The organism is Mucilaginibacter lappiensis (assembly GCF_050433765.1).
GTDB classification, from domain to species: domain Bacteria; phylum Bacteroidota; class Bacteroidia; order Sphingobacteriales; family Sphingobacteriaceae; genus Mucilaginibacter; species Mucilaginibacter lappiensis_A.
In genome coordinates this window covers 98,996-124,308 of sequence record NZ_JBNPWP010000006.1, presented here as the reverse complement: position 1 = coordinate 124,308, position 25,313 = coordinate 98,996, and the positions used below count along the sequence as shown (strand labels likewise).

Genomic DNA, 25,313 nt, shown 5'->3' with positions numbered 1-25,313 from the left:
TAATAGGCTGAGGTAATGAGTGCTTGATATAAAGCTAAATATACTATTCTTCAGGTTTATTAAAAAAATTGACACAGTGGTCAATGGGCATTTAATTACAATATGCGCCCGTGTATATTTGCTATCGCATAATGTGCGAGCCCGAATAACACGCTTAAACCAACCAGGTAAATTACATTCATTCTGAACTTTTTTATTAACACGAGTGATACAATGATCCACGTTAGCGAAATAAGATCAAGACTCTTTATTTCTACCCCTCCGGGGAATATTACATTTTTACCAAGAAACAAGGTAAGATTTAAGATGGCCCCCACTACCACAGCCGTAATTAATCCGAGGATACCCTCAACCAGCGGATTATCTTGTGTTTTTTCAACAACTGGAGCACCCGCAAAAACAAACAGGAAGCAGGGTAAAAAGGTATAAAAAGTGCTGGCCAAAAGACCAATCGTTCCCATCAGTAATGATCCGTTAAAGTGATTATATCCAGCCATAAACCCTACAAAGGCCAGTACAATGATTAATGGGCCAGGCGTTGTTTCGGCCAAAGCAAAACCATCGGTCATTTGCAAATTAGTGAGCCAGTTTAATTTAGATACACTAAACTGTGCAACATATGGTATCACCGTATATGACCCACCAATAGTAACAAAAGCAGTTTTTGTAAAAAATAGTGACAGACTATCCCAAAAATGAACATCGTCGGTAAATAAATTAAAAAACACAAAAGGGATGAGCCATAAGAACAGCGCCACCCCAATCAGTTTAAGTATTGGTTTAATTTTAAAGCCGGTTTGGGGCTTAGTGGAATATTTATTTATATAATAACCATGCTCATCTTCTATCGCTTCTGCTGCTTTTTTATGATGAAATAATGAGGGGTGCAAGTAGCTGATGATGAATGCTAAAATTATAGCTCCCGCCATAATCAGGAGCAAAGAGACGTTAAAAAACAACATACAGGCAAAAGCGGCTGCAGCTACCGCGAAATGCAAAGGCCCACGCAAAGCCTTTTGCGCTACTTTAAACAAAGCCATAATAATGAGCGCAATTACAGCCGGCTTTAACCCATTGAACATGGCCGAGATAAAGGGCAGATTTCCAAAGAGCACATAAACGATACTGAGACCCAGCAAAATAAACATAGAAGGAAGCACAAATAGGATACCGGCAACCAAACCACCCTTTTTCCCGTGCAGTTGCCATCCTATATAAATAGCTAACTGTTGAGCCTCGGGTCCCGGCAAAATCATACAATGGCTTAACGCGTGAAGAAACCGGCTGTTACTGATCCATTTCTTTTTATCAACCAGGTAGTTATGCATAATGGCGATATGTCCTGCTGTTCCGCCAAAACTTATCCAGCCTAATTTGAACCAAAATCTTAATGCTTCCTTAAATGAGGGTTGTTGTACTTTGCTTATATCTTTCATTAATAGTATCCATCTTCACCTCCGATCATAAAATGAGCGTCCCGGAATCTTTTCCCGCGAAAAAAAAACAAACAACCAATTGAATATCAGTGAGTTTTTGAATGATCAGAAGTGACATAAAGATACTCAAAACTGGTCTTTTTAACAAGAATTTGAACAAGTAACAGGGCGATTTGAAGAGAATTCATGTATTATTTTTGATGCAATACAGCATCTGACTAAGTGTGTTTTTCTGCAACCAAACTGAAGATTTCCAGGGTATACAACGTCTTTTTAGATTGGATTGACACAACTTAAGTGGGTTAATAATACTTTTGGCGATATGGAAAAGCAGGTTAAACATGAAGGTAACAAAACTCCCCTTCCTTTTACTTTTATAGTTGGCACAACCAGTCTGGCTTTTGTAGTATCTCAGCTTGATGTATCTATTGTTAATATTGCCCTGCCCCAGATATCCCGGTCATTTAGTGCCGATATAAGTGAATTACAGTGGATAGTTGACGCCTATACCATTGCCTTTGCTGTGCTGATGCTTTCGGCCGGTGGCATGAGCGATCTGTTGGGGTCAAAACGGCTTTTTCAGTTTGGATTACTGGTATTTGGTATTGCCTCTGTTGGCTGTGGCCTGTCATGGAACCCGTTTAGTTTAATTGGCTTCCGGGTATTACAGGGCATTGGAGCGGCTATCATGATCCCCAGTTCATTATCGATCTTAAACCAGAGCTTTGCCCATCACAAAACACAACGCAGCCGCGCGGTTGCTTTATGGACAGCCGCCGGAGGTGTGTCTATTGCCGCCGGCCCTATTCTTGGTGGATTACTGATGCATATCAGCAACTGGCGAATGATATTTTTTGTGAATATCCCGCTTTGCCTGGTTGGGATCTTATTAAGCATAAAGCTAAAAGAAAGCGAAAAACACCCTAATAAAGGATTTGACATCCCAGGTCAGTTAACCTGGATGCTTGCACTTACCGCGCTTATCGCCGCCATTATTGAACTGCATCATTTAGGTTTCAACAATCCGTTAATATATGGCGGCCTTATTTTTAGCGCTATTATGCTGGTATTGTTCCTCCGGATAGAAAAAAAGGCGGCATCTCCCATATTGCCGCTTGATCTGTTCAAATCGCCTACTTTTAATGTTTTGGTATTATTGGGTATTGTACTCAATGGCAGTTATTACGGAACCGTGTTTGTTTTGAGTTTATACCTGCAGGATGTATTGCATTATTCGTCGCTTGCCGCAGGGATGGCTTTTTTGCCGCTAACAGCCGGCTTTATTATATCTAACCTCATTAGCGGCAGGCTCATGGCAAAATATGGAACACGCATACCTATTTTGGCCGGGTTACTTATTGGCACAGTTGGTTTTGCCGGTTTACTGATTGCACATGCTGGTACACCTTACTGGCAATTATTTATTCCCTTTATCACCATTCCACTGGGTATGGGGCTTGCTGTGCCGGCTATGACCACAGGCATATTAGCCAGCGTAACAAAAACGCGTTCAGGTACAGCATCTGCTGTTTTAAATACCACCCGGCAGGCAGCAGGCGCAATGGGGGTTGCAGTATTTGGCGCTATGGCCAATGGGGGCGCTGTGGCAATTGTACATGCTATAACAATAAGTTCTATTATTTCGGCAGTGGGTTTATTGTGCGTTATTTTGTTAATTCGTAAATATTTAAAAACAGCTTAAGCGATTATGAATGATAAAAGAGTAGTTTTTGACTTTAATATTTCGTTCACCAGTGGCGGTGGCATCCAGGGTCAGGATTTTAGGCTTGACATTGCCGGCGATACCATCACCGATCAAGAACTTGCCGACTATATTATTGATGATATGCAATTATTAATGGTTGGTAAGGTTGATATACTGAATAAATATTACATCGAAGAAAAACATAAACGCAAGCCTGTTAATGAATTGCCTGATGATAAATACATCGACCTGAGCCATACTATTTTTGATGGGCTGGTTACCTATAAAGGTCTGCCATCTCCTGTTATCTGCGATTATTTGAGTAGGGAGCAGTCAAGGGGTAATTACGAACCGGGCACCGAATTCCAGATTGGTAAAATAGAAATGGTAACCAATACCGGCACTTATATTGATTGCCCTTTCCACCGGTTCGAAAATGGAAAGGACCTGTCTGAAATGGAACTGGATCGATTTGCTGATCTGGAAGCCATCACTATCAACGCGGAGAATGCAACTGTAATTGATAAGAGCTACTTTGTTGCCAAAGAGATCAGGAATAAAGCAGTATTGGTTTATACCGGTTGGGCCAAACACTGGAATACGCCGCAATATTTTGAAGGCCACCCTTATCTTACTGCCGATGCTGCGGAATATTTAAAAGAGTGCCATGTAAAACTGGTAGGTATTGACAGCCATAATATTGATGATACCAGCGGCAAGAGCCGCCCTGTACATACCATTTTACTCGGCGCCGAGATATTGATCGCCGAGCATTTATGCAACATGGATAAATTACCGGAGAGTGGTTACAGGTTTAACGCGGTTCCGCCAAAGTTTAAAGGGGCAGGTACTTTTCCTGTAAGAGCGTATGCCAGTTTTAACTCATAAAGTTTTGGCCGCGTAATCAGCCTTTTGCAATCTTTTGCTTATAATGATCTCGGCAATGATGAGGTTTGGCACCCAGCACAGCCATGATACAATTCGGTAAGCCGGTATAAAATCATGGAATATGATATCTGAGAATAATGGCAGCCATATTCGTAGTGTAACCGCGGCAAAGGTGAGCGCGTAATTACGTATCATCCAGCTTTCATGCTGGTTGATGTCTCTTTTAAGAATACTGGCATAAGCTTTTATTACGGTTATAAACCATAAAATAGCCAGTATGCCAAAGCCTAAAACATTACCTATGCCGCCTGTAGCAAAAAAAGCTATAAACATACCGGCAAGGCTGCTTAAAAAAACAGCAGTAACGTAAATTTTCCCTACCAAACGATGGGTGCTTAAGTATCTGTTGCGTAGTTTTTGGCTAAACTGTGTCCAGCCGGTTAACAGGGCTATACCTCCAAAGGTGATGTGGATATAAAATGCAGTGTGCCATACGGTGCTGTTTAATAACTCCCGGGGTTTGGTACTCAGCAAACCATTATTTTGCATGTCCACAAAATAATAAATAAGCGGATACAGGCCAATAATGACAGCCAAAAAGACAAATGGGAACCAGGATAACTTACTCAGTTTCATATAGTTTAATATTCAATAATCTATAGTTTGCTTTTAGATAACCGGCTCCGAAATTTTGTTACAGTTAGCAGTTAATTAATCTGGCCTACGCCATTGAGTTTTTCATTCAATCCCGATATCCACTTTGCGTTTTCGGGCAAAAATTCAGCCATCATTTCTTCGGCCTTTTCAATCATCTTTTGGGAACCTATAAATATCGCCGACCGCTGGTGAAGTTCAGTTACTTCAATATCGAGTATTCGCCTGTAACCATCGCTTGCTTTACCACCAGCTTGCTCCACAATAAACGCCATTGGGTTACATTCATAAACCAGGCGTAACTTACCGTTTGCATATTGCGAGGTGGCAGGGTAAATAAATATCCCACCCTTTATTAAATTCCGGTGAATATCGGCAATCATTGAACCTGTATATCTTGAAGTATAAGGCCGGCTGGTTCCATCATCTTCCACCTGGCAATATTTAATATATTTTTTTACCCCTGCCGGCAAATGGGTATAATATCCCTCGTTTATTGAATAGGTATTTCCTTGATTTGGAACACTTATTTCCGGGTGCGACAAACAAAACTCACCGATGGAGGGATCCAACGTAAAACCATTGACACCTTTACCAGTAGTATAAACCAGCATGGTTGATGATCCGTAGATCACATAACCAGCAGCCACCTGCTCCGTCCCTTTTTGCAGTACATCATCCAGTGTGGCTTTCCCTTCATCTGATTTTCGGCGATAAATAGAAAATATGGTTCCCACGCTTACATTTACATCAATATTTGATGAACCATCCAGCGGATCAATAGCTACAATATATTTGGCATTTTTCGAGATCTCAGAATCAATATAAACGTGTTCATCATTTTCTTCGGACACCACAATGCAACATTCGCCGCCGCTTTGCAGGGCCGAAATAAATTGCTCATTGGCATAAACGTCCATCTTTTTTTGTTGTTCACCGTGCGTATTGATTTCACCTGTTTCGCCAATAATATCAATCAACCCTGCCTTACTTATTTCGCGGTTAACAATTTTTGCTGCAATACCAATATCACGTAAAAGCCTGGAAAGCTCTCCTTTGGCATACGGAAAATCAGCCTGTTTCTCAATAATAAATTGTCCTAACGTTTTAACTGCTTTCATATAAATAATTATGGCTTTATAAACAAGATTAATTACTCTTAACTGATAAAAAAAAGATATAGCTAACTAAAACCATGCAATCGTTTCCGGGAACGATTGCATGATTTATGCCGTTTAATTGCATTAAGCTAAACCTGATAAATCCTTAAAAATCTCGTTTTTTACAGTAATTTAGCCGGATCATAAATAATTCCTTATTATTATAAACCGTTTGATCTCAACAATTATATACAGGAATCACAGAACTAAATTATGTTTGAATCTTACACCATAAAGGATATAGCAAAGGCGCTTGGTTTATCAACATCAACGGTGTCAAGAGCCTTGAACGGGAGTTATGAAATAGGTGCCGAAACAAAAAAGCTGGTGCTGGAGTATGCGGAGAAAGTAAATTACCGGCCCAATCCCATCGCACTAAGTCTTAAAGAACAAAAAAGCCATTCTATTGGTGTGGTGGTATGTGAGGTTGCCAACAATTTTTTTTCGCAGGCTATTAACGGTATCGAATCCATAGCTTATAACCGTGGTTACCATGTTATCATTACACAAACGCATGAATCGTTTGACCGCGAAAGCGCTAATGTTCAGCATTTACTATCAAGACATGTGGATGGCCTGCTGGTTTCGCTATCTGCCGAAACAACTGATACATCACAATATAAATATCTGCTCGAGAAAGGGTTTCCTATTGTATTTTTTGACCGGGTTGCAGCCGATGTTAATACCCACAAGATTATTGCAAATAACTTTAAGGGATCATTTGATGCTGCAGAACTCTTAATAAATGCTGGCTTTACTAAAATAGCCCATCTTACCAACTCAAACAACCTATTGATCAGCAGGGAAAGATTTGATGGCTTTAAAGCTGCTCTTGATGAGCACAACCTTGATTTTAAACCCGGATATTTAAAATACTGCAACCATGGCGGTATGATACAGGATGAGGTAGAATTTGCCATTAAAGAACTATTAAACATGGATGAACCTCCCGATGCCATTTTTATAGGCAGCGACAGGCTCACCATTAGTTGTATGCATATACTGAAAAAAATGGGTGTCAAAATACCTGATGACATGGGTATAGCGGGTTTTACCAACTCTGATGTTGCTGAATTATTTGATCCTCCTTTAACTGTAGTGCGGCAGCCTGCCTTTCAAATAGGGCAAATGGCTACTGAAATGCTTATCAAAACCATTGAAAGCAAATGGCCGGTTGAAGAGTTTACTACTGAACAGGTAGAAACCGAACTGATAGCCAGATCATCATCCCAAAAATTGCATTAACGCAAATACAGGTAAATAAACGCGGCTATACCTGCACCAACAACAGGGCCTAAAATAGGGATCCACGCATAGGTCCAGTCGCTTGTACCTTTATTTTTCATAGGCAAAATGGCGTGCATGATACGTGGCCCAAGGTCACGGGCCGGGTTAATGGCATAACCGGTTGTACCACCAAGTGACAAGCCAATTACCCAAACCAGCAAAGCCACCGGGATAGCGCCTAATGAGCCCATGCCAACCGGTGTTTTGGTGGAGGTGATCTCAGCACCTGAAAAGTAAAATATGGTGAATATCAGCACAAAAGTGCCTATAATTTCACTGGCGATATTGGATACATAATTGCGCACCGCCGGACCAGTACAATAAACCGCTAAAATGGAACCGGGATTATTGGTACGCTGAAAATGGTCAAAATACATAAGCCATACCAGGAAAGCGCCCGCAGCAGCGCCCAAAATTTGAGCCGCGATATAGGGTAGCACACTTGCCCAGGCAAACTTACCTGCAATAGCCAGCCCAATTGTTACCGCAGGGTTCAGGTGCGCGCCACTGTAAGGGCCTGCAACAACCACACCTACAAACACAGCCAGCCCCCAGGCGGTGGTAATAACCATCCAACCGCCATTATTTCCTTTGGTATCATTTAAAACAACATTGGCAACTACGCCATCACCTAAAAGTATAAGCAGCATGGTGCCTATAAATTCGGCCACGAATGGAGACATATAGATAGTTTTATTGGTAAATAATTAGTTGGCTAAAAGTAGTTAAACAGTTTCAGAATCCGGCAGTTCATCAGTCCATGATTGAGCTGCATGAATAGCTTTTCGCCATCCCTGCACCGCTTTTTTTATTTTAGACGAATCGCCGGCGGGTGTAAACTCTTTTTCAGATTTCCATAGCTGCTGAATCTCCTCTACACTTTCCCAGTATCCTACAGCAAGACCTGCCAGGTAGGCCGCCCCTAAAGCCGTTGTTTCAACCACATTTGGTCTGATCACCTTACAATTTAACAGGTTCGACTGAAACTGCATTAGCAGATCATTACTTGTTGCACCTCCGTCAACCCTCAACTCTTTAATTTCCATTCCACTATCGGCCTGCATAGCTTTTAGCACATCCATAGTTTGGTAAGCTATTGATTCAAGCGCTGCCCTTGCAATGTGCGATGAAGTAGTTCCGCGGCTCAGCCCTACAATGGTTCCCCGTACATCAGGCTTCCAGTATGGTGCGCCCAGTCCGGCAAAGGCTGGTACAAAATATACGCCCTGGGTGTCATCTACAGCCAAAGCCAGTTTCTCTACATCTGCTGACGATTTGATAATGCCCAAGCCATCGCGCAGCCATTGAACCACCGCGCCGCCAATAAATATACTACCCTCAAAGGCATATTGTATCTTGCCATTAATTTTCCAGGCAATCGTAGTCAACAGGTTATTTTTCGATTCTATAAACTCATCGCCGATATTCATCAACATAAAACAGCCGGTACCGTAGGTGTTTTTAACCATGGCCTTCTCAATACACATCTGGCCAAAAAGTGCGGCGTGCTGATCGCCGGCTATACCCGCGATAGGAACTTTTGAGGCGAAAATGGTGGTCGCGGTTTCTCCGTATATCTCGCTTGATTGTTTTACCTCGGGCAGCATACTTTTAGGGATATCAAATATACCGATCAGTTCATCATCCCATTGTTGTGTACGGATATTAAAGAGCATGGTACGGCCCGCATTCGTAACATCGGTAATATGTACGCGGCCACGGGTAAATTTCCATACGAGCCAGCTATCAACCGTACCAAATGCCAGTTCGCCTTTGTCGGCTTTTTCACGGGCACCCTCAACATTATCCAGGATCCACCTGATTTTTGACGCCGAAAAATAAGCATCGATCACCAAACCGGTTTTAGAGCGGATCAGGTCGGTGTAGCCATCCTGTTTTAACTTATCGCAAAAAGGAGCTGTGCGGCGATCTTGCCAAACAATGGCATTATAAACAGGCTCTCCGCTAACACGATCCCACACAATGGTTGTTTCGCGCTGATTGGTAATGCCTATAGCTTTCAGATTGGTTCCGTTTATACCCATCTTAACGGTTGCCTCTGCTGCCACGCTTGCCTGTGTAGACCAGATCTCATTAGGATCGTGCTCTACCCATCCCGATTGCGGAAAGATCTGCTTAAATTCCTTTTGAGCAACAGATTTGATTCGCCCTTTGTGATCAAATACAATGGCCCTGGAGCTGGTAGTACCTTGGTCTAAAGCTAAAATGTAATCTTCCATAATGTATGTTTTTCCTTGGTTTTGGTTATTTAATTGGTTGTATATTGTATTTATTTGGCCTGATAAGGTTCAAGCAGATAGCCATTGGCTAAGCGGGTAAAAACCTCCACCTGTTCTTTTTCCCAGGCAGCATCCTTATTAAGCTCTTTTGCTATTAAACCGGCAACAATTGGGGCCATAGCAATGGCGGCGCGCGCGTTAAGAAACAAGGCCCTTACCCGGCGTGCCAAAATATCTTCCACATTACGGGCCATTTCATGCCTTACCCCCCATATCACCTCGGCCTGAATGTAAGGCATGTCCGGATGCAGCTTTTTGCCCCATTCGGCATTTTCATTAATTAGGGCAAGTAAAGCATATTCATCGCTGCCATAAACATATAAATGATCGTTACGGTTTACATTGAGCTTACTACCATGAATTGGCAAATTCCGGGTAGTGCTTGGTTTCGCGGTTAAATTACCAATTTCAATGGCTTTATCAATGGTATCCTCCCCCATGCGGCGATAAGTTGTCCATTTGCCGCCGGTTATGGTGATCAGCCCCGATTCAGAAACAAGCAATTTATGACTGCGTGATATTTCTTTTGTTTTTGATGAGCCGCTTTCCGGAGCGGCTAATGGGCGAAGGCCTGCGAATACGCTGAGCACATCTTTACGGGTTGGCGCTTTGGTCAGGTATTTCTCGGTGGTACGGATGATAAAATCTATCTCTTCTTCTAACGCTCTTGGCTCCAGGCTATGCCCATCAAGCGGAGTATCGGTAGTACCAACTACCAGCTTATCATGCCAGGGAACAGCAAAAAGCACCCGACCATCTTCTGTTTTAGGGATCATCAGCGCATCTTCTCCGGGCATAAATGATCTGTCGAGTACCAAATGCACACCCTGGCTCGGCCTAACCAATGGCTTTTTACCCGGCTTATCCATCTGTAACAGATCGTCGACAAATACGCCGGTCGCGTTAATTACTGTTTTTCCTTTTAGCTTATATGTTTGCCCGGTTTCGACATCTGTGGCAATAACACCCGCGATTTTCTGCTGATCGTTTTTGATCAAACTCACTACACGAAAATAGTTAAGTATAGTAGCTCCCTGCTCCAAAGAAGTTTGGGCAAGGTTAATGGCAAGCCTGGAATCATCAAACTGTCCGTCATGATATACCACCCCGCCGTACAAACCTTTTTGGTTAATGGTAGGCAGTTTATTGATCACTTCTTTTTTGGAGATATGCTTTGCGCGGCCAAAACCCAATTTGCCGGCCAGCAGGTCATACAGGGTTAAACCGATGGTATAAAAAGCGCCGCCCCACCATTCATAATTAGGGATGATAAACGATTCGTTTTTTACCAGGTGCGGTGCATTTTTAAGCAGCAATCCCCGCTCATGTAAGGCCTCACGCACCAAACCGATATCGCCTTGTGCCAGGTAACGCACACCACCATGCACCAGTTTAGTACTGCGACTGGATGTTCCTTTAGCAAAATCGGCCTGCTCCAGTAATAAAGTCCGATAGCCCCGTGAAGCAGCATCAAGGGCAGCTCCTAAACCGGTGGCCCCGCCCCCTACTATAATGACATCCCAAATTTTTTCAGGATCGGATATAGGTTTTATAATATCATTTCGATTAGTTCCAATCATGTTTTTGTTTCAATTTCAGCACAGAAATACATTTCGATTTTCATATCAAATTTATGAAATAATAATAATTCGAAACAAAACAAAATATAAAAAAGCTTAACTTTTATCAAAAATGTGTAAATTAGTTTTATAAATAATGATATATTCATTTAAACAGGCTTCAGAATTAAACAATCGAAACGAAACGGAACATCATACTAATTCAGCAAATTAAATGATTTAGCAATTGACGTTGTATAACATAAAGATTACTTTATTCACAATGGTGACGTGTTTGGCTATATAATTGCTATTTTTGAGAACTACATTAATTAAACATGAAGAGTATAACAGAAAGGCACCAGTTGATTCTGAAGAAATTACAGGATACAGGGCATGTTAATGTACAGGAACTAAGTACTCAAATGAAAGTATCGGAGGTAACTATCCGAAAGGATTTGAAACTCCTGGAAGATAAGAACTTGCTTTTCAGGACCCATGGTGGTGCATCAAAAACAAACCCCTATACCAGTGATAAACCGGTATCTGAAAAAGAAAAACTAAACGCCGAAGAAAAAAACAAGATAGCCAAAGTTGCCGCAAGTATGATAGGCAATAACGATTCCATTATTATTGCTTCGGGCACAACCATGGTTGCCCTGGCCAGGTCAATTAATCCGCAGAAACATTTAACGGTAATTACTTCGGCCCTTAATGTGGCTATGGAATTGTCAAGTCATCAAAACGTAGATGTTTTACAACTGGGCGGACAACTGCGTCAAAATTCATCATCAGTAATGGGCCCTTATGCCGAACAAATTTTACAGGATGTATCATGCAGCATTTTATTTTTAGGTGTTGACGGTATTGATCTGGAGATGGGCCTGACCACTACAAGCCTGATGGAAGCCCGTCTGAATCAAAAAATGATTGAAGCGGCTCAGATCACCATTGTTTTGGCCGACAGTTCAAAGTTTGGGAAGCGTGGGCTGGGTAAAATTTGCGCCCTCGACCAAATTCAGCATATTATAACAGACAATGGCATAGCGCCAGCCCTGGTAAAGTTATTGGAAGACAGGGGCATTAATGTTACTATAGTTTGATAAAAGGGAAAGTTATATAACAGGTATCTTCGGTAATTATCCATGTTACCCGCATTTTTTTACGCTCCCCGGTTATATCCCCGTTTAAATAGCTGTTAAACATGTTTTAGCAAAATTCACAACGCTCGCTATAGCCTTTTAAACTACAATATCATATATTTTACTTTTTGATTAAAATATTCATTTATATTTAATAAAATAAAGTAACTTTTCAGTACATCTTTCGTAGAAATTAATAGCTGGCCGGCTAATCACTTAAAAAAGTGATTTATCAGTACTATTTTACAACAAAACAAACACTAAACCGACAAATGAAAAAAAACCTTTTAACAAAAATTGGAATATGCATGGTATGTGCAGCTTCAATATTCTCTGCATGTACCAAAAGCGAACAATCAGCAGCGAAAAAAACCGATCCGGCTGCAGAAGTTTCAGCAGATGTACTTAAAAATATTACCGCCCTGGGTTTTAGCACAGATGATGTGCGCAAACAGGGAGATAATTACCTGGTAGAAGGTGATATTTTACTAACCCCGGCAAATCTTTCAGAGGTGAGTACCAGCCCTAATTTAAAAATTGCCGAAGTTGAGCAATACCGGACAACCAACCTGGTAAAAAACCTTCCCAGAACAATTACGGTATCTGTTTCAAATTTACCAACAGTTTATGCAACAGCAACAGCTAATGCGGTTGCCCGCTACAACGCACTTGGCCTGACTATTCAGTTCCAGGTAGTTAGCAGCGGTGGCAATATCCAGATCATTGGCTTTAACGAAGGCCCAAGCGGCGGTTACATCACTTTAGGTTCTTCGGGTTTCCCAACTTCATCGGGCAATCCTTATAACCAGATCCAGATGAACACTAATACTGCAGCGTACGGAACCAATCCTGATTTAGGATACGTTACTTCGGTTATTCAGCATGAAATTGGGCATTGTATCGGTTTCCGTCATACAGATTACTTTAACCGCGCTTTCAGCTGTGGCGGTAGAAGATCAAATGAAGGCTCTGCGGGTATTGGAGCTATCAATATCCCGGGCACGCCTACAAAAGCTGATGCCGGATCATGGATGCTGGCCTGCTCAAGCGGAACCGACCGTACATTTAATGCAAACGATCAAATAGCACTAAACTATTTGTATTAAAAATTTATACCATATTGCTTCTTATTGATCAACTAAGTAGTTTTACAAATAAAGGGGAGCGTACTGACTCCCCTTTATTTTTTTGGGCCTATCATGATTAAAAAATTACTTTGTTTTATACTGATATTTTTATGTTTTAAGTGCTCATGGGCTCAAAAAATCATTAGCGATAAGGCTATCAGCGCACTATACAAGGCTACATCCCCTATCCAGGCAACAAAAAACAATACAATTAATTATTATTTGGTTAAGTTTAAAAAGCCCGAAACGGCAGATGCTAAAAAATTCCATTTTGTAAAAAGGATCTCCTATAACTTTTATGTGGTTGCATCGCCATCACCTATTTTGCCTGATGCAAACATACAGGATACCGCCCCTGTAAATTCATTATGGAAGGCTACGGATAATTTATTGCTGTTTTGGCAAAAGCACCCAAATAGCAAGCAATCTATTGAACTGGTAATCACGTCCAGCAGTGATTCAGTTATTGCTAATGTTAAAAAATATGGTGTAATAACAGCCCAATCAGCCAATGCAATTACCCTCAATACCTCTTTACAACAACTACCCGAATTATTACAACAACCCTATATTATTTTTGCAAATATCACGCGCAAACCCCACGAAGAACTGGCTATTAATGATATTGATCTGGGTGCAAACAATATCTCGGCAATAACAGCCAATTATGCCGATATTGATGGCAACGGCATTAACGTTGGCATAAAAGAAGACCGTTATGATGATGACCTGGACCTGCTTGGGCGGTCATTCAATTCATTTCAAACATCTAAAATCACCTCTGGCCACGCTACCATTATGGCCACATTGATAGGCGGTAATGGAAATTCATTTATCAAAGGGACTGGGGCAGCCCTAAAAGCAAGGTTCACCTCGTCAGACTTTGCACAATTAATGCCCGATAGCACAGCTATTTTTAAAGCATTTAATATCAGCGTTCAAAATCACTCCTATGGCACGGGGATCGAGAACTATTATGGCACCGAAGCTGCAGCTTATGATAAACAAGTGGCCGAAAATGATTCCATTGTCCATGTGTTTTCATCCGGCAATATCGGCACATCAGCCCCCCCAGCAGGTATATACAATGGTATTACGGGCGTTGCCAATCTTTCGGGCACCTTTAAACAGGCAAAAAATGTATTGGTAATAGGCGGCACGGGCCGCACCAATCAGCCGGAGGATCTGAGCTCTGCCGGCCCGGCATATGATGGCAGGATTAAACCCGAACTGGTAGCTAATGGCGAAGACGGCACATCGGGCGCAGCGGCGCTGGTTTCAGGCGCTGTGGTGTTGTTGCAGCAAGCATACAAAAAACAATTTCATCAATTACCATCAGCCGCGCTTATAAAAAGTGTGCTCATCAATTCGGCCGATGATATTGGCTTACCTGCGGTTGATCACAAAACAGGTTATGGGAAATTAAACGCGCTGGAAGCCTTACGCACCATTAACGAAAACCGTTTAAAAAAGAGTACAGTTGCCAACCAGCAACAGGTAGACTATCAGATATCCGTGCCGGCAGGTTGCAGAGAATTTAAAGTATCATTAGCATGGAACGACCCACCCGCGGCACTAAATGCCCCTACGACCCTTATTAACGACCTGGACCTGTATATAACAACACCCGCCAACCAAAATGTATTGCCATGGAGCCTGAGCTCATATCCCTCGGCAGATTCCTTATCAATGCCTGCAAAACGACAAAGAGATACATTAAACAACATGGAGCAGGTAACACTGCAAAACCCCGCTGCCGGTAGTTATATTATTCATGTAAAGGGCAATAAAGTACCACAGGGCTCACAGACTTTTTATATAGCATATCAGGCTATTATAGCTAATCAGTTTGAATGGATCTACCCATCGGGGCATGACCAGCTTTTTGCTGCGGATGAAAATTATCTTCGCTGGCAGAGTTCATTTAATACAGCATCGGGTAAGCTAAGTGTAAGCTACGATCATGGGGTTACCTGGAAAGCTATTAATAACATCACCCTAAAAAACAATTACTACGACTGGACCGCTCCTGATACTTTTACAACCGCCATACTTAAAATGGACATTAACGGCCAGGAACATATCAGTAAAGAATTTAACCTATCAAAACCACCCAACCTTGAAGTGGGCTATAACTGTGCTGATGGTACCCTGCTGCATTGGAAAGCTCAACCAGGCAGTAAGGGTTATAATATTTATACTGTAAAAGATAATTTATTACAAAAACTTACTTCTGCTACCGATACCACCATCATTGTACCTGCTCAACAGCAATCATCACCTTATTTCGCGGTAAGTGCACAGGGCGATGGCTTTGAGGGCTTAAAAAGCTATACTATTAATGTGGCTAACCAGGGCGTGGGGTGTTATATTAAAACGTTGCTGGCCAACGTAGCTGGTAATACCATATTACTTAATTTGCAGGTGGGTAGTGTGGTTAATTTAAAATCAATAACCTGGGAGAAACTAACAGGTTCAAATGTTTATACCAAGTTAGGTACAACTATAATTGGCCCTTCCCTTGCCTATCAATTCACCGATGTTAACCCTAAAAAAGGGATTCAATATTACAGAGCAAAACTGACCCGTGACGATGGTCAAATTACATACTCAGACCTGGCAAACGCTACATTTTTACAGAACGGCCAGTTTACCATTTATCCCAATCCCGTAAGCACACAATTAAACATACTAAGTGGCGACATTAACGATTATGAATTTAAACTATATGATGCCGGTGGCAGGTTAAGTTTGGATAAAAACATTAGTGAATTGCAGAACACCATTCAGATAAATCTTAATCCGGGAGTATATGTTTATGTAATTATGTTAAAAGGCAAGATTATTTATCAGGGCAAATTGATAAAGGTTTAAGGCAATTGTTAAAGCTAATGTTATATTTATCTGATAAATCCTCAAACCAATGGACCTGATCATCAAAATACTTATTGGCCTTATTGCCATTATTCATTGTTACATACTATGGCTGGAGATGTTTGCCTGGACAACCCGGGGGCCCAAAGCGTTTAATAAATCGCTTGAGGAGTTAAAAAACAGCAAAACGCTGGCAGCAAACCAGGGGCTATATAATGGCTTTTTAGCAGCAGGCTTATTCTGGACATTTTTTATTAGCGATAAGCTTTGGCACAATAACGTTGCTTTATTCTTTTTGATCTGCGTAGCTATAGCCGGACTGTATGGTTCATTTACCGTAACCAAAAAAATATTTTACATACAAGCTCTTCCTGCCCTGCTGGCCATTGCGCTTATTTTGGTTAACAGGCAAGGAGGGCATTAGTCTTAGACTACAAACCTGTTCATTTGAGCCCCCTTAATTTCGGTATTCAGATAAAACAAAGAACCACTAAGCGGATATTTTTGCAATTGCTCCTCATTTAACCCCTTGCGTGCAGTGGTGATAAACAATTGTTTCATGCCTGCTCCACCAAAAGCGCATGCAGTAACGTTTAACGCGGGTACTTCCACTTTTCCGATCAGGCTTCCACTAAGAGGATCGTACCTATTCACACAGGCTCCGCCCCACATGGCTACCCATAGCATCCCCTCTTCATCTATGGTCATCCCATCGGGACCATAGCCGGGTTCTTTTACGCTCACAGCTATTCGTTCATTAGAAATATTACCGGTAAGCACTTCAAAATCATAAGCTTTGATATTATAATCCAGGGTATCAATGTAATACATCACCGTATTGTCGGCCGACCAGCAAATACCGTTCGATATACTTATTCTATCTAATTTTCTTTGTAAAGAGTTATCAAGACAGTATAAAGCTCCTTTGTGAAGCTCTTCCTTCATATCCATGGTACCTATCCATAAACGGCCGGCAGCATCGCATTTACCATCATTGCACCTGTTACCTGGTTTATCTACTTCGATCTTTACGATTTCCTCCTTTATGCCCGTTTCAAAATCTAATGCTTCTATAGAGTTTTCCAAAGCAATAATGAGTTTGCCATGGGTGGTTGGCACTACTGTTCCTACTCTTTCTCCAACTGCTCTTTCTTCAATAATTTTCGTTACCGGATCAATGCGGCCAACCTTCTTTCCTTCAATATCTACATATAAAAACTTTTTCCATTCTGCATACCAATGTGCGCCTTCACCAAGTATCAGTTCGGTTTTATACAGTAACTCCGCATTCCAATTTTGAATGACAATTTGCTTATTCATGTATATAGATAAATTATGAATAACAAAGTAAGTGTTTTTTAGTACTTAGCAACATTTACATGATTATTCATATCCCTTTTTAAAACAAAAACAACTCCATATTTACCTGTTAAATTTACTGTATCAAAGCCAATTAATGTAGATAATTAACTGTATACCCACCAAAACCAACAGATCCAACTCGTAAAACACAACACATTCCGCCTTTTTATTCCTTTAATTTAAAAAATTGCCAAATACTGTAACAATTATTTGATAATCAGATTAAAAACACAATTAAATATAAATGATTATTAAGTTTACCATACACAAATTAAAAATACAACACACCTTACACGTAAAACCCAGGAAAAACACCCGTATGAAACCACTCTTATTACTTTTTTACATTGTTTTAGCTTCTTTATCAACTGCAAATGCGCAAAATCGGCAAGCTACAGGCGAAGGACGGACAAGTTCTAACCAGGTGCCAACTATTTCGTCCATGACGCAGAACCTAAAAAAGTTTGAAGGCTATTTTAATTTTTATTACGACGAGAAAAGTGGTAAGATATACCTGGAAATAGACAAATTCAATACCGAATTTTTGTATTTCAGTTCATTAATTGATGGCGTTGGCAATGGCGGGCCAGAACGTGGCCAGGCGTCATCTGTAATTACCAAATTCATTAAAGTTGCGGCAAAAGTATTTTTGGTTGAGCCCAATTATAATTATCGTGCTGTAAATGGCAATGCCGATGAAAAAAAAGATGTAGAAAATGCCTTTGCAAAGTCAGTGATCTTTGGCTTTACGCCGGCAGCTATTGAAGGTGATAAGATATTGATTGACTTTACTCCCTTTCTGATCCGCGACAGTCAGCATATTGGTGAGGCACTGGGTAGTGGCCGGGGCAATCCGGGCAGCGCACAGGCAGCATCAACAGCAGGTCGCAGCGGAACAGCAGGCGGTGGCTATCACATTGATGAAACACGCTCGGCTGTTTATTTAGAAAACACCAAAAATTTTCCGAAAAACAGCGAGTTTGAGGCCATGATCACCTTTACGGGAGGTAATTCAGGAGGCGGTGGTGGCCGGGGAAGTTGGGGCATAGCCCCTGATCCCTCCGCCGTTACCGTAAATCTGCACCAGGCTTTTATTGAACTGCCGGATAATAATTATGAGCCCCGTAAGTTTGATCCCCGTTCGGGCTTTTTTGCTTTCCAGTACATGGATTTTGCAGCTCCCATGTCAGAGCCTATTGTTAAAAAATTCATCGGGCGACACAGGCTCCGGAAGAAAAATCCATCTGCTGCTATCAGCGAACCTGTAGAACCTATTGTTTATTATATTGACCGCGGCGCGCAGCCTATTATAAAAAAGGCGCTGATTGAGGGTGGTTCATGGTGGAACCAGGCTTTTGAGGCTGCTGGTTATAAAAACGCATTTATTGTAAAAGAGCTGCCGGAAGGAGCCGATCCGATGGATATACGTTATAATATGGTTAACTGGGTAAATCGCTCGGGTAGTCCGCAACGTGCGTTTTCATACGGATCATCCTATATTGACCCACGCACTGGTGAGATCATTAAAGGAGTAGTAACCCTTGGTTCCGACCGTCATCGCGAGGATTACCTCATAGCCGAAGGTTTGTTGCAGCCGTATGAAGATGGCAAACCAGTATCCAAAAAAATGGAAGAAATGGCACTCGCCCGTATCAGACAGCTATCGGCACATGAAATAGGCCACACACTTGGATTAACACACAATTTTGCCGCCAGCCCCAATGACCGGGCATCAGTAATGGACTATCCTTTCCCCAGATTTACCATGAAATCGGATGGCACTATTGACCTTTCTGAAGCTTATGCCAAAGGAATAGGTACATGGGACAAACGTTCTATTATATGGGGTTATTCTGATTTCGCAAAGGGAACCGACGAGAATACTGCTCTTGACAAAATCATGAAAGAAACCTTGAAGGAGGGATTTAAGTATATACCAGATGTAGGCGGAGGCGCGCATCCGGCTTCTAATCAGTGGGATGATGGTGTAAACCCAATTGATCAGTTTAGTAAGCTTATGCTGGTCAGAAGACATGTACTGGATAATTTCTCTGAAAAAGCTATCCGCCAGGATGCGCCCATGGCCACTCTTGAAGAAGTGCTTGTACCGATGTACCTGTTACACCGCTATCAGCTGGAAGCAGTTGCCAAATCTATAGGCGGTTTGTACTTTACACATGCCCTGAAAAATGACGGACAAGAACCCACTAAAATGGTTGATCCGGCAGAACAATGGCGTGCTTTTGATGCCATGATGAGCTCTATCACTCCTGATGCACTGGCTTTGCCCGAAGCGCTAATAAAAAAAATACCGCCGCGCCCAACGGGCTACCCGGCAAGTGTTGAAACTTTTGGCGGACATACCGGGCCAACATTTGACCCAATAGCCGCAGCCGAAACGGCAGCCGGAACCACTCTTGGTTATTTGCTTGACGAAGAACGTGCTGCGCGCCTGATTGAATACCAGGCACGCGATAGCAGCCAACCTGGCCTGTTTGCTGTATTGGATAAGCTGATTGATAAAACCTGGAAAGCGCCTGTTGTAGCTGGCTATAAAGGCGAACTGCAAATACTGGTTAACAACCTAACACTTAAATATTTACTGCAACTGGCCGCAGACACACATACCGCCGAAAACGTTCGTGGTGAAACACTTTTAAAAATACACGAGCTGAAAGACTGGATGAATAATAAACTTGCCAGTGCAGATATCAGGCAAAAAGCCTCCCTTTATTTTGGATTATTAAAGATTGAAGAATTTGAAAAATCACCAGATAAGTTCCAATCAGAGCCTGCACTGGAGATGCCACCGGGAGCACCTATTGGCATGCCGGACAAAACCTTTGAAATCATTAATAATTTTTAGAAATCCCTTTCCTTAAACAGTATTCCCAATTCGTAAATGGGAGGCAAGTAAAAAGGGTTGCTCTACTTTGAGCAACCCTTTTTTTGCGAATCTTCTCCGCTATGTTTATAATCAAATGTGTTTAAACAGCGTCTGATAAGGAGCTAAAGGTAAAGTCCCTGATTTTCATGGGCGGTATCAGGTAACTACGATAGCTTTCAACACTGATACTGCGCTCCTGTTTACCGAGGGCTTCCAGGTTGTTCAGCATAATCACCGGACTTTCGTTAAAGCGGAAGTTTTTAACCGGGAATTTGATCTTACCGTTTTCTATATAAAACGTACCATCGCGGGTAAGGCCGGTAAGTAATAATGATTGCGGATCAACCATACGGATATACCAAAGACGTGATACCAGGATACCCCTTTCGGTACTTTTTATCAGGTCTTCAATGCTGGCATCGCCGCCTTCCATTATGATGTTACCGGGGATGGGCATTGGTTTTACACCCTTTTTATCGGCCCAGTAACGGCTGTAGCTTAAATTTTTCACCACACCCTTGTCTATCCACATGGTTTTTTCGCGCGGCAGTCCATCACCGCTCCAGGTTGATGAAGGCAGGTCTGGATTAAACGGATCTGAGTAAATGGTAACTTTAGGGTCCATTAATTGCTCGCCCAAACGGGTGCCTCCACCTTTTTTACTCAAAAAGCTGCGTCCCTCCTCCGCAGTGCGGGCATCAAAACGAAACATATTCTCCATCATATAGGTTGCCGCTACCGGCTCCAGTATTACGGTATACTTGCCGGGCTCAATGGCTTTAGCTCCTGACGAGCTAAGGCATTTACCTGCCGCTATTTTAGTTGCAGTAAAAGTATCCATCTTATTTACATCAGTAAAGCCTCTTGCGGCATAACCCGAAGCGGTACCGGCCTCGTTACGGGTGGTTACGGAAAAGGTAACATCATTACCCTTATTGTAGGCAAACAACCCTTTTGAATTCATCATGGCATTAAAGCTTGTTGAATTTTCAAGGAAACCGGCGGCGGTTAGTTTGGCTTCCTTGGTAACCGATAAGCTTTTAGCTATCATTTCGGCCCGGCTGTCGGGCGTCATACCGGCTGTATTCGCATTATAGGTAATCGAATCAGGAAAATTCTGCGGACCTAACATCGGCATGTATTCGGGATTGGCAGGTGCTAATTGAGCCAACTCTTCAGAACGGCGCACTACCCTTTCCAGGGCCGCATCATCAAATTCATCGATGGTGGCAGTCCCTGCTTTTTTACCAAAAACAGAGGTAACAGCCAAACTCATGATACTTATATCGCCTGCTGTTGATACCGCGTTTAAAGCAGTCCTGATGTTGCCACCCTCGCTGCCATTAACACTTACCTCGCACTCTTCGGCTTTTGAATAGGCAAGCACTTTCTTTAATAAAGCCTGTGCTCCTTCTTTATTTAATATAGGCATAATTCTGTTATCCGATCTTTCTTTTAGTGTTGATTACATTAACTCCCTTAAACAATGCTGTTGATGCACCATGCGACACCGCGCTCGATTGGCTTGGCTGACCCTTACCATCATTAAAGGCCCCGCCTAAACGATAATCACGTTCATCACAAACCTGCGCGCATGAGTTCCAAAACTCCTGTGTATTGGCCTGGTACGCCACATCATTGAGCATGCCCACAATTTTCCCTTCTTTTATCTCATAAAAAAGCTGACCGCCAAACTGGAAATTATAACGCTGCTGATCAATAGAGAAAGAACCATCGCCAATAATGTAAACGCCTTTTTCAACATTTTTTATCATATCGTCAACGGCTAATGGCGTTTTACCCGGTTGCAGGGAAACATTTGGCATACGCTGAAACTGTACATCCTGCCAGCTCTGCGAGTAGCAGCAGCCCTGTGATTCATTTAGGCCGATGATGTGCGCCTGATCACGAATGGCCTGGTAATTAACCAGGATGCCATCTTTAATGATATCCCATTTTTTACATTGCACACCTTCATCATCATAACCCACAGCGCCCAATGAGCCAACTTGAGTTTTATCGCCCACAATATTTACAGCCTTACTGCCAAAGTTAAACTTGCCCGATTTCCATTTATCTAAAGTGAGGAAGCTGGTACCGGCAAAATTTGCCTCATAGCCCAACACACGATCCAACTCAGTAGGGTGACCAACAGATTCATGGATAGTTAACCATAAATGCGAAGGATCAAGAACAAGATCATACTTACCCGGCTCTACCGATTTTGCTTTTAATTTATCGCCTGCCTGCTGGGTGGCATATTTAATATCCTCCAGCATATCATAGCGTTTTTTGTAGCGGGTAGTTACACCCAAAACTTTTTCAATTGCCAATGGGTCAAGGTATTCATAACCCATACCAACCGGCGAGCTTAACGAGCGACGGGTTTCAAATGAACCAGCCGTTGGATCAATTTTAGTAACCGTAAAACTTGGGTAAATACGATGAACATCCTGATCTATATAAGATCCATCTGTCGATGCAAAATACTTTTGCTCGTTAACCGCAAACATCATGGAGTTTACAAAATTTGCGCCGCCTGTCATGGCTATACCATTGGCATTCAGCAAAAGATCTACCTTTTCTTTTATAGGCACCTCAAATGCGTTTTTAGTCAAAGGTGTTTTCCAGCTTACTTCGCCATATCCTTTTTGTGGAGCAAGCTCTACCGGCGCGCCGCCAATTTTAGCATTGGCCTTTGCTACCGCCACCGCTTTTAAGGCGGTTTTGGCCATACCTTCTTGAGTTACATCATTGGTAGCTGCAAATCCCCAGCAACCATTGGCAATAACCCTGATCCCAATGCCGTACGATTCGGTATTGGCTACGTTTATCACCTTGTTTTCGCGGGTTATTACAAACTGGTTAAGGTAACGGCCAATCCTTACATCGGCATAAGTAGCGCCGTTTGATTTGGCGGTGTTCAAAGCCACATCTGCCAGTTCTTTTTTAATTTTTACATCAACGCCTTCAAGCGCCTGTAAGGGGTCAATCGTTTTACCAAGTGCACTCAAATCGGGCAGCATTAATGCCCCGGCACCGATACCGGTCAAATAAATAAAGTCTCGTCTTCTCAAAGTTTGTTCCTCCTTTTTTATGCTGTTATATTTCTCTGCTATTTGCAGAAGTTGTGAAAATGCATTCTATAAAAACTTAGCCTCGACCCACAGAAACACACACGCCATTAGTAGCAAAACATAAAAATATATTTTAGGTACAGCAATTGTGCTTTTTTCATGTATCTGTTTCGTTACATTATTCACAATTACATTTTTCGCAATATAAGCTTTGGTATCAGTTTGCTTTTTTTGAGTGCGGATACCACTCCACTCATCATCTTTATACACATACCACCAGTTTAGTATGCCATTGTTTTGCTTTACCATTTGCCAGCCTGTGCTTTGAGGCAGATAGCCGACTTTCCATTCAAAGGGGATCAAACTATTTTGTTGTGGAGGTATAATAATGTCGTTTGCTTTGATTGCTGACGGGGCAGCGGCACTTTCAAGTTGCAATTGAACCGGGTTTGATACAGATGGCACTGCTGATAGTACGTTCCAGTTTTCTGCTACCTGTACTTTGCGGGATGCCTTGCTAATCAATAAAGACCACAGGTTGGAATAATCCTGCTTATTACCGCTCAGCATCCAGCTAAAGGTATTATTTAGGTGGGTAAATATGATCTTGCCTGCACCAGCCAATGTACTGCCGGCTAATAGGTGCCCACGTTCATCACTCACTAATGGTTGGGTGCCGTTTTGACTATCAATGTACGCCAATCCGGCATTTAATTTGGCCGTCCTTCCTGTTTTGCCCTGCAGCAGGAGCGATACCGGGGCGGGCTCTTTTACAGCTATGCTATTTGACGAAAAATCACGTTGTAACCAGGAGGTTGATCTTAATGTGCTATCGGCCCGAACAATTATCCCTAATCCTTTTTGGGTTACTTCCTGCTGCAACGCGGCTGCCTCTGCCCCTCTTAATGACTTCAACACAACCAGATCGCCAATTAATACATCAAATTTACCCAATACAGGAGCAGTAAGATGATCAAGCGGGAATTGTTCCAGGTTTATAAACTCTTTACTGTATTTCTCTTTACTAATGGCTGAGCGTATAGCAACGGCATACCCATTAGCCGAAAGCCAGTTTTTCAAAAACCTGCCCTCAAAATCGGGAGATGCAGTAAGCATCAACACTTTCAAAGGTTTTACAGGATCTATTTGTACAGGGAGGCTTTCCTTTTCAAGAGTATCGGACTCAACCATCGCCACTAAGCTGTAAACAATTTTACCTGAGCTTTTAGGGGTAGTAGCTAACTGAAAGTCTGTAGTACTTGCAGAACCGATAACAACAGAATCCAAAACTGTACTTAACCCCTTAAGCAAAAGCTTTACCTTTTTTGCGGATGAATTTTTAAACCTGCCCTGAATAGTTAATTCATCCCCGGTATTAATTTTTTCATTCCAACTGATTGCAGTAATACCATTTTTTGGTGCCTGGGGATAAAATATCACCGGTAAATGGTTTAACTCGCGTAGATTTTCTTGATCAAGGCCATCACCCAAAATACGCAATTGCGTAATGGTGGAATCAGCAGCAAGTTCATCCAGGTTATGTAGAGCAACGGCTTTAGGGACAATGTTTTTTATTTTCCTGTCTAACGTAAATAGCTTTTTGGCAGCATAATGATTCAAACTATCTTTATTAAAACCGCTGGTTATTAGTACAGCTTCATTTTTATCCTGTTTTGTAATATCGGCATGGTAAGATAACGGTAAAGCAATACAAGCCAGCGCAATTACTACTGCTATAACCGCGATGATGCGCAAACCTAAGCGCGACTTGTTGCTACGGCTATACTCCTTCCACACGGCAAATGCTGCGACTAAGATGCAAATGATGATAACAATGCTATTCCAGTTCATCTGC

The 25,313-nt window shown here is 42.0% G+C and carries 18 protein-coding genes; 8 read left to right on the top strand and 10 right to left on the bottom strand.

The window, feature by feature from the left end:
• Positions 1-95: 95 nt before the first annotated feature.
• Positions 96-1,436 (bottom strand): chromate efflux transporter, encoded by a 1,341-nt coding sequence (chrA, locus tag M2273_RS18925; RefSeq protein WP_429399325.1) that lies wholly within the window; start codon positions 1,434-1,436, stop codon positions 96-98.
• Positions 1,437-1,758: 322 nt separating this feature from the next.
• On the opposite strand from chrA, the gene M2273_RS18920 reads away from it, so the two are divergent.
• Together M2273_RS18920 and M2273_RS18915 are read left to right on the top strand one after the other, a co-directional pair.
• Positions 1,759-3,138: an MFS transporter gene (locus tag M2273_RS18920; RefSeq protein WP_429399324.1), complete on the top strand. Its 1,380-nt coding sequence runs from the start codon at positions 1,759-1,761 to the stop codon at positions 3,136-3,138.
• A 6-nt stretch (positions 3,139-3,144) separates the two neighbouring features.
• Positions 3,145-4,029, top strand: a complete 885-nt coding sequence (locus M2273_RS18915) for a cyclase family protein (RefSeq protein ID WP_429399323.1) — start codon at positions 3,145-3,147, stop codon at positions 4,027-4,029.
• Here M2273_RS18915 and M2273_RS18910 read toward each other — a convergent pair.
• A complete protein-coding gene (locus tag M2273_RS18910) occupies positions 4,024-4,665 on the bottom strand; it encodes a DUF2306 domain-containing protein (protein ID WP_429399322.1) in 642 nt (213 codons plus the stop codon). The two genes, M2273_RS18915 and M2273_RS18910, sit on opposite strands and share 6 nt — an antisense overlap.
• A gap of 71 nt (positions 4,666-4,736) precedes the next feature.
• Complete coding sequence (gene fbp, locus M2273_RS18905; protein ID WP_429399321.1) at positions 4,737-5,804, bottom strand: class 1 fructose-bisphosphatase; 1,068 nt, start codon at positions 5,802-5,804, stop codon at positions 4,737-4,739.
• 252 nt (positions 5,805-6,056) lie between these two features.
• Between fbp and M2273_RS18900 the strand changes: the two genes are divergently transcribed.
• A complete protein-coding gene (locus M2273_RS18900) occupies positions 6,057-7,088 on the top strand; it encodes a LacI family DNA-binding transcriptional regulator (protein WP_429399320.1) in 1,032 nt (343 codons plus the stop codon).
• Here M2273_RS18900 and M2273_RS18895 read toward each other — a convergent pair.
• From M2273_RS18895 to M2273_RS18885, 3 genes are read right to left on the bottom strand one after another with little or no spacing between them, the layout of a single operon-like run.
• Complete coding sequence (locus M2273_RS18895; protein WP_429399319.1) at positions 7,085-7,813, bottom strand: MIP/aquaporin family protein; 729 nt, start codon at positions 7,811-7,813, stop codon at positions 7,085-7,087. The genes M2273_RS18900 and M2273_RS18895 overlap by 4 nt on opposite strands.
• A 42-nt stretch (positions 7,814-7,855) precedes the next feature.
• Positions 7,856-9,370: a glycerol kinase GlpK gene (gene glpK / locus M2273_RS18890; protein ID WP_429399318.1), complete on the bottom strand. Its 1,515-nt coding sequence runs from the start codon at positions 9,368-9,370 to the stop codon at positions 7,856-7,858.
• Between the two features lie 50 nt (positions 9,371-9,420).
• A complete protein-coding gene (locus tag M2273_RS18885) occupies positions 9,421-11,010 on the bottom strand; it encodes a glycerol-3-phosphate dehydrogenase/oxidase (RefSeq protein ID WP_429399317.1) in 1,590 nt (529 codons plus the stop codon).
• Between the two features lie 317 nt (positions 11,011-11,327).
• On the opposite strand from M2273_RS18885, the gene M2273_RS18880 reads away from it, so the two are divergent.
• The 4 genes from M2273_RS18880 (at position 11,328) to M2273_RS18865 (ending at position 16,556) form a co-directional block, all read left to right on the top strand.
• Entirely contained in the window at positions 11,328-12,092 is a 765-nt protein-coding gene (locus tag M2273_RS18880) for a DeoR/GlpR family DNA-binding transcription regulator (protein WP_429399316.1), read from the top strand.
• A gap of 311 nt (positions 12,093-12,403) precedes the next feature.
• Positions 12,404-13,237, top strand: a complete 834-nt coding sequence (locus tag M2273_RS18875; RefSeq protein ID WP_429399315.1) for a M57 family metalloprotease — start codon at positions 12,404-12,406, stop codon at positions 13,235-13,237.
• 93 nt (positions 13,238-13,330) lie between these two features.
• Positions 13,331-16,132 carry a S8 family peptidase gene (locus tag M2273_RS18870; protein WP_429399314.1) on the top strand — a complete coding sequence of 934 codons (2,802 nt, stop codon included), beginning with the start codon at positions 13,331-13,333 and terminating at the stop codon, positions 16,130-16,132.
• 49 nt (positions 16,133-16,181) lie between these two features.
• Positions 16,182-16,556, top strand: a complete 375-nt coding sequence (locus M2273_RS18865) for a DUF1304 domain-containing protein (RefSeq protein ID WP_429399313.1) — start codon at positions 16,182-16,184, stop codon at positions 16,554-16,556.
• A gap of 2 nt (positions 16,557-16,558) precedes the next feature.
• Here M2273_RS18865 and M2273_RS18860 read toward each other — a convergent pair whose 3' ends face one another.
• Positions 16,559-17,452 (bottom strand): SMP-30/gluconolactonase/LRE family protein, encoded by an 894-nt coding sequence (locus M2273_RS18860; protein ID WP_429399312.1) that lies wholly within the window; start codon positions 17,450-17,452, stop codon positions 16,559-16,561.
• Between the two features lie 361 nt (positions 17,453-17,813).
• On the opposite strand from M2273_RS18860, the gene M2273_RS18855 reads away from it, so the two are divergent.
• Positions 17,814-20,360, top strand: a complete 2,547-nt coding sequence (locus M2273_RS18855) for a zinc-dependent metalloprotease (RefSeq protein ID WP_429399311.1) — start codon at positions 17,814-17,816, stop codon at positions 20,358-20,360.
• Between the two features lie 121 nt (positions 20,361-20,481).
• Here the strand turns inward: M2273_RS18855 and M2273_RS18850 are convergent, their stop codons facing one another.
• The 3 genes from M2273_RS18850 to M2273_RS18840 form a co-directional block, all read right to left on the bottom strand.
• On the bottom strand, positions 20,482-21,813 hold the full coding sequence (locus M2273_RS18850) for a TldD/PmbA family protein (RefSeq protein WP_429399310.1): 1,332 nt from the start codon (positions 21,811-21,813) through the stop codon (positions 20,482-20,484).
• Between the two features lie 7 nt (positions 21,814-21,820).
• On the bottom strand, positions 21,821-23,458 hold the full coding sequence (locus M2273_RS18845; RefSeq protein ID WP_429399309.1) for a TldD/PmbA family protein: 1,638 nt from the start codon (positions 23,456-23,458) through the stop codon (positions 21,821-21,823).
• 66 nt (positions 23,459-23,524) lie between these two features.
• Positions 23,525-25,309: a hypothetical protein gene (locus tag M2273_RS18840; RefSeq protein WP_429399308.1), complete on the bottom strand. Its 1,785-nt coding sequence runs from the start codon at positions 25,307-25,309 to the stop codon at positions 23,525-23,527.
• Positions 25,310-25,313 lie beyond the last annotated feature (4 nt).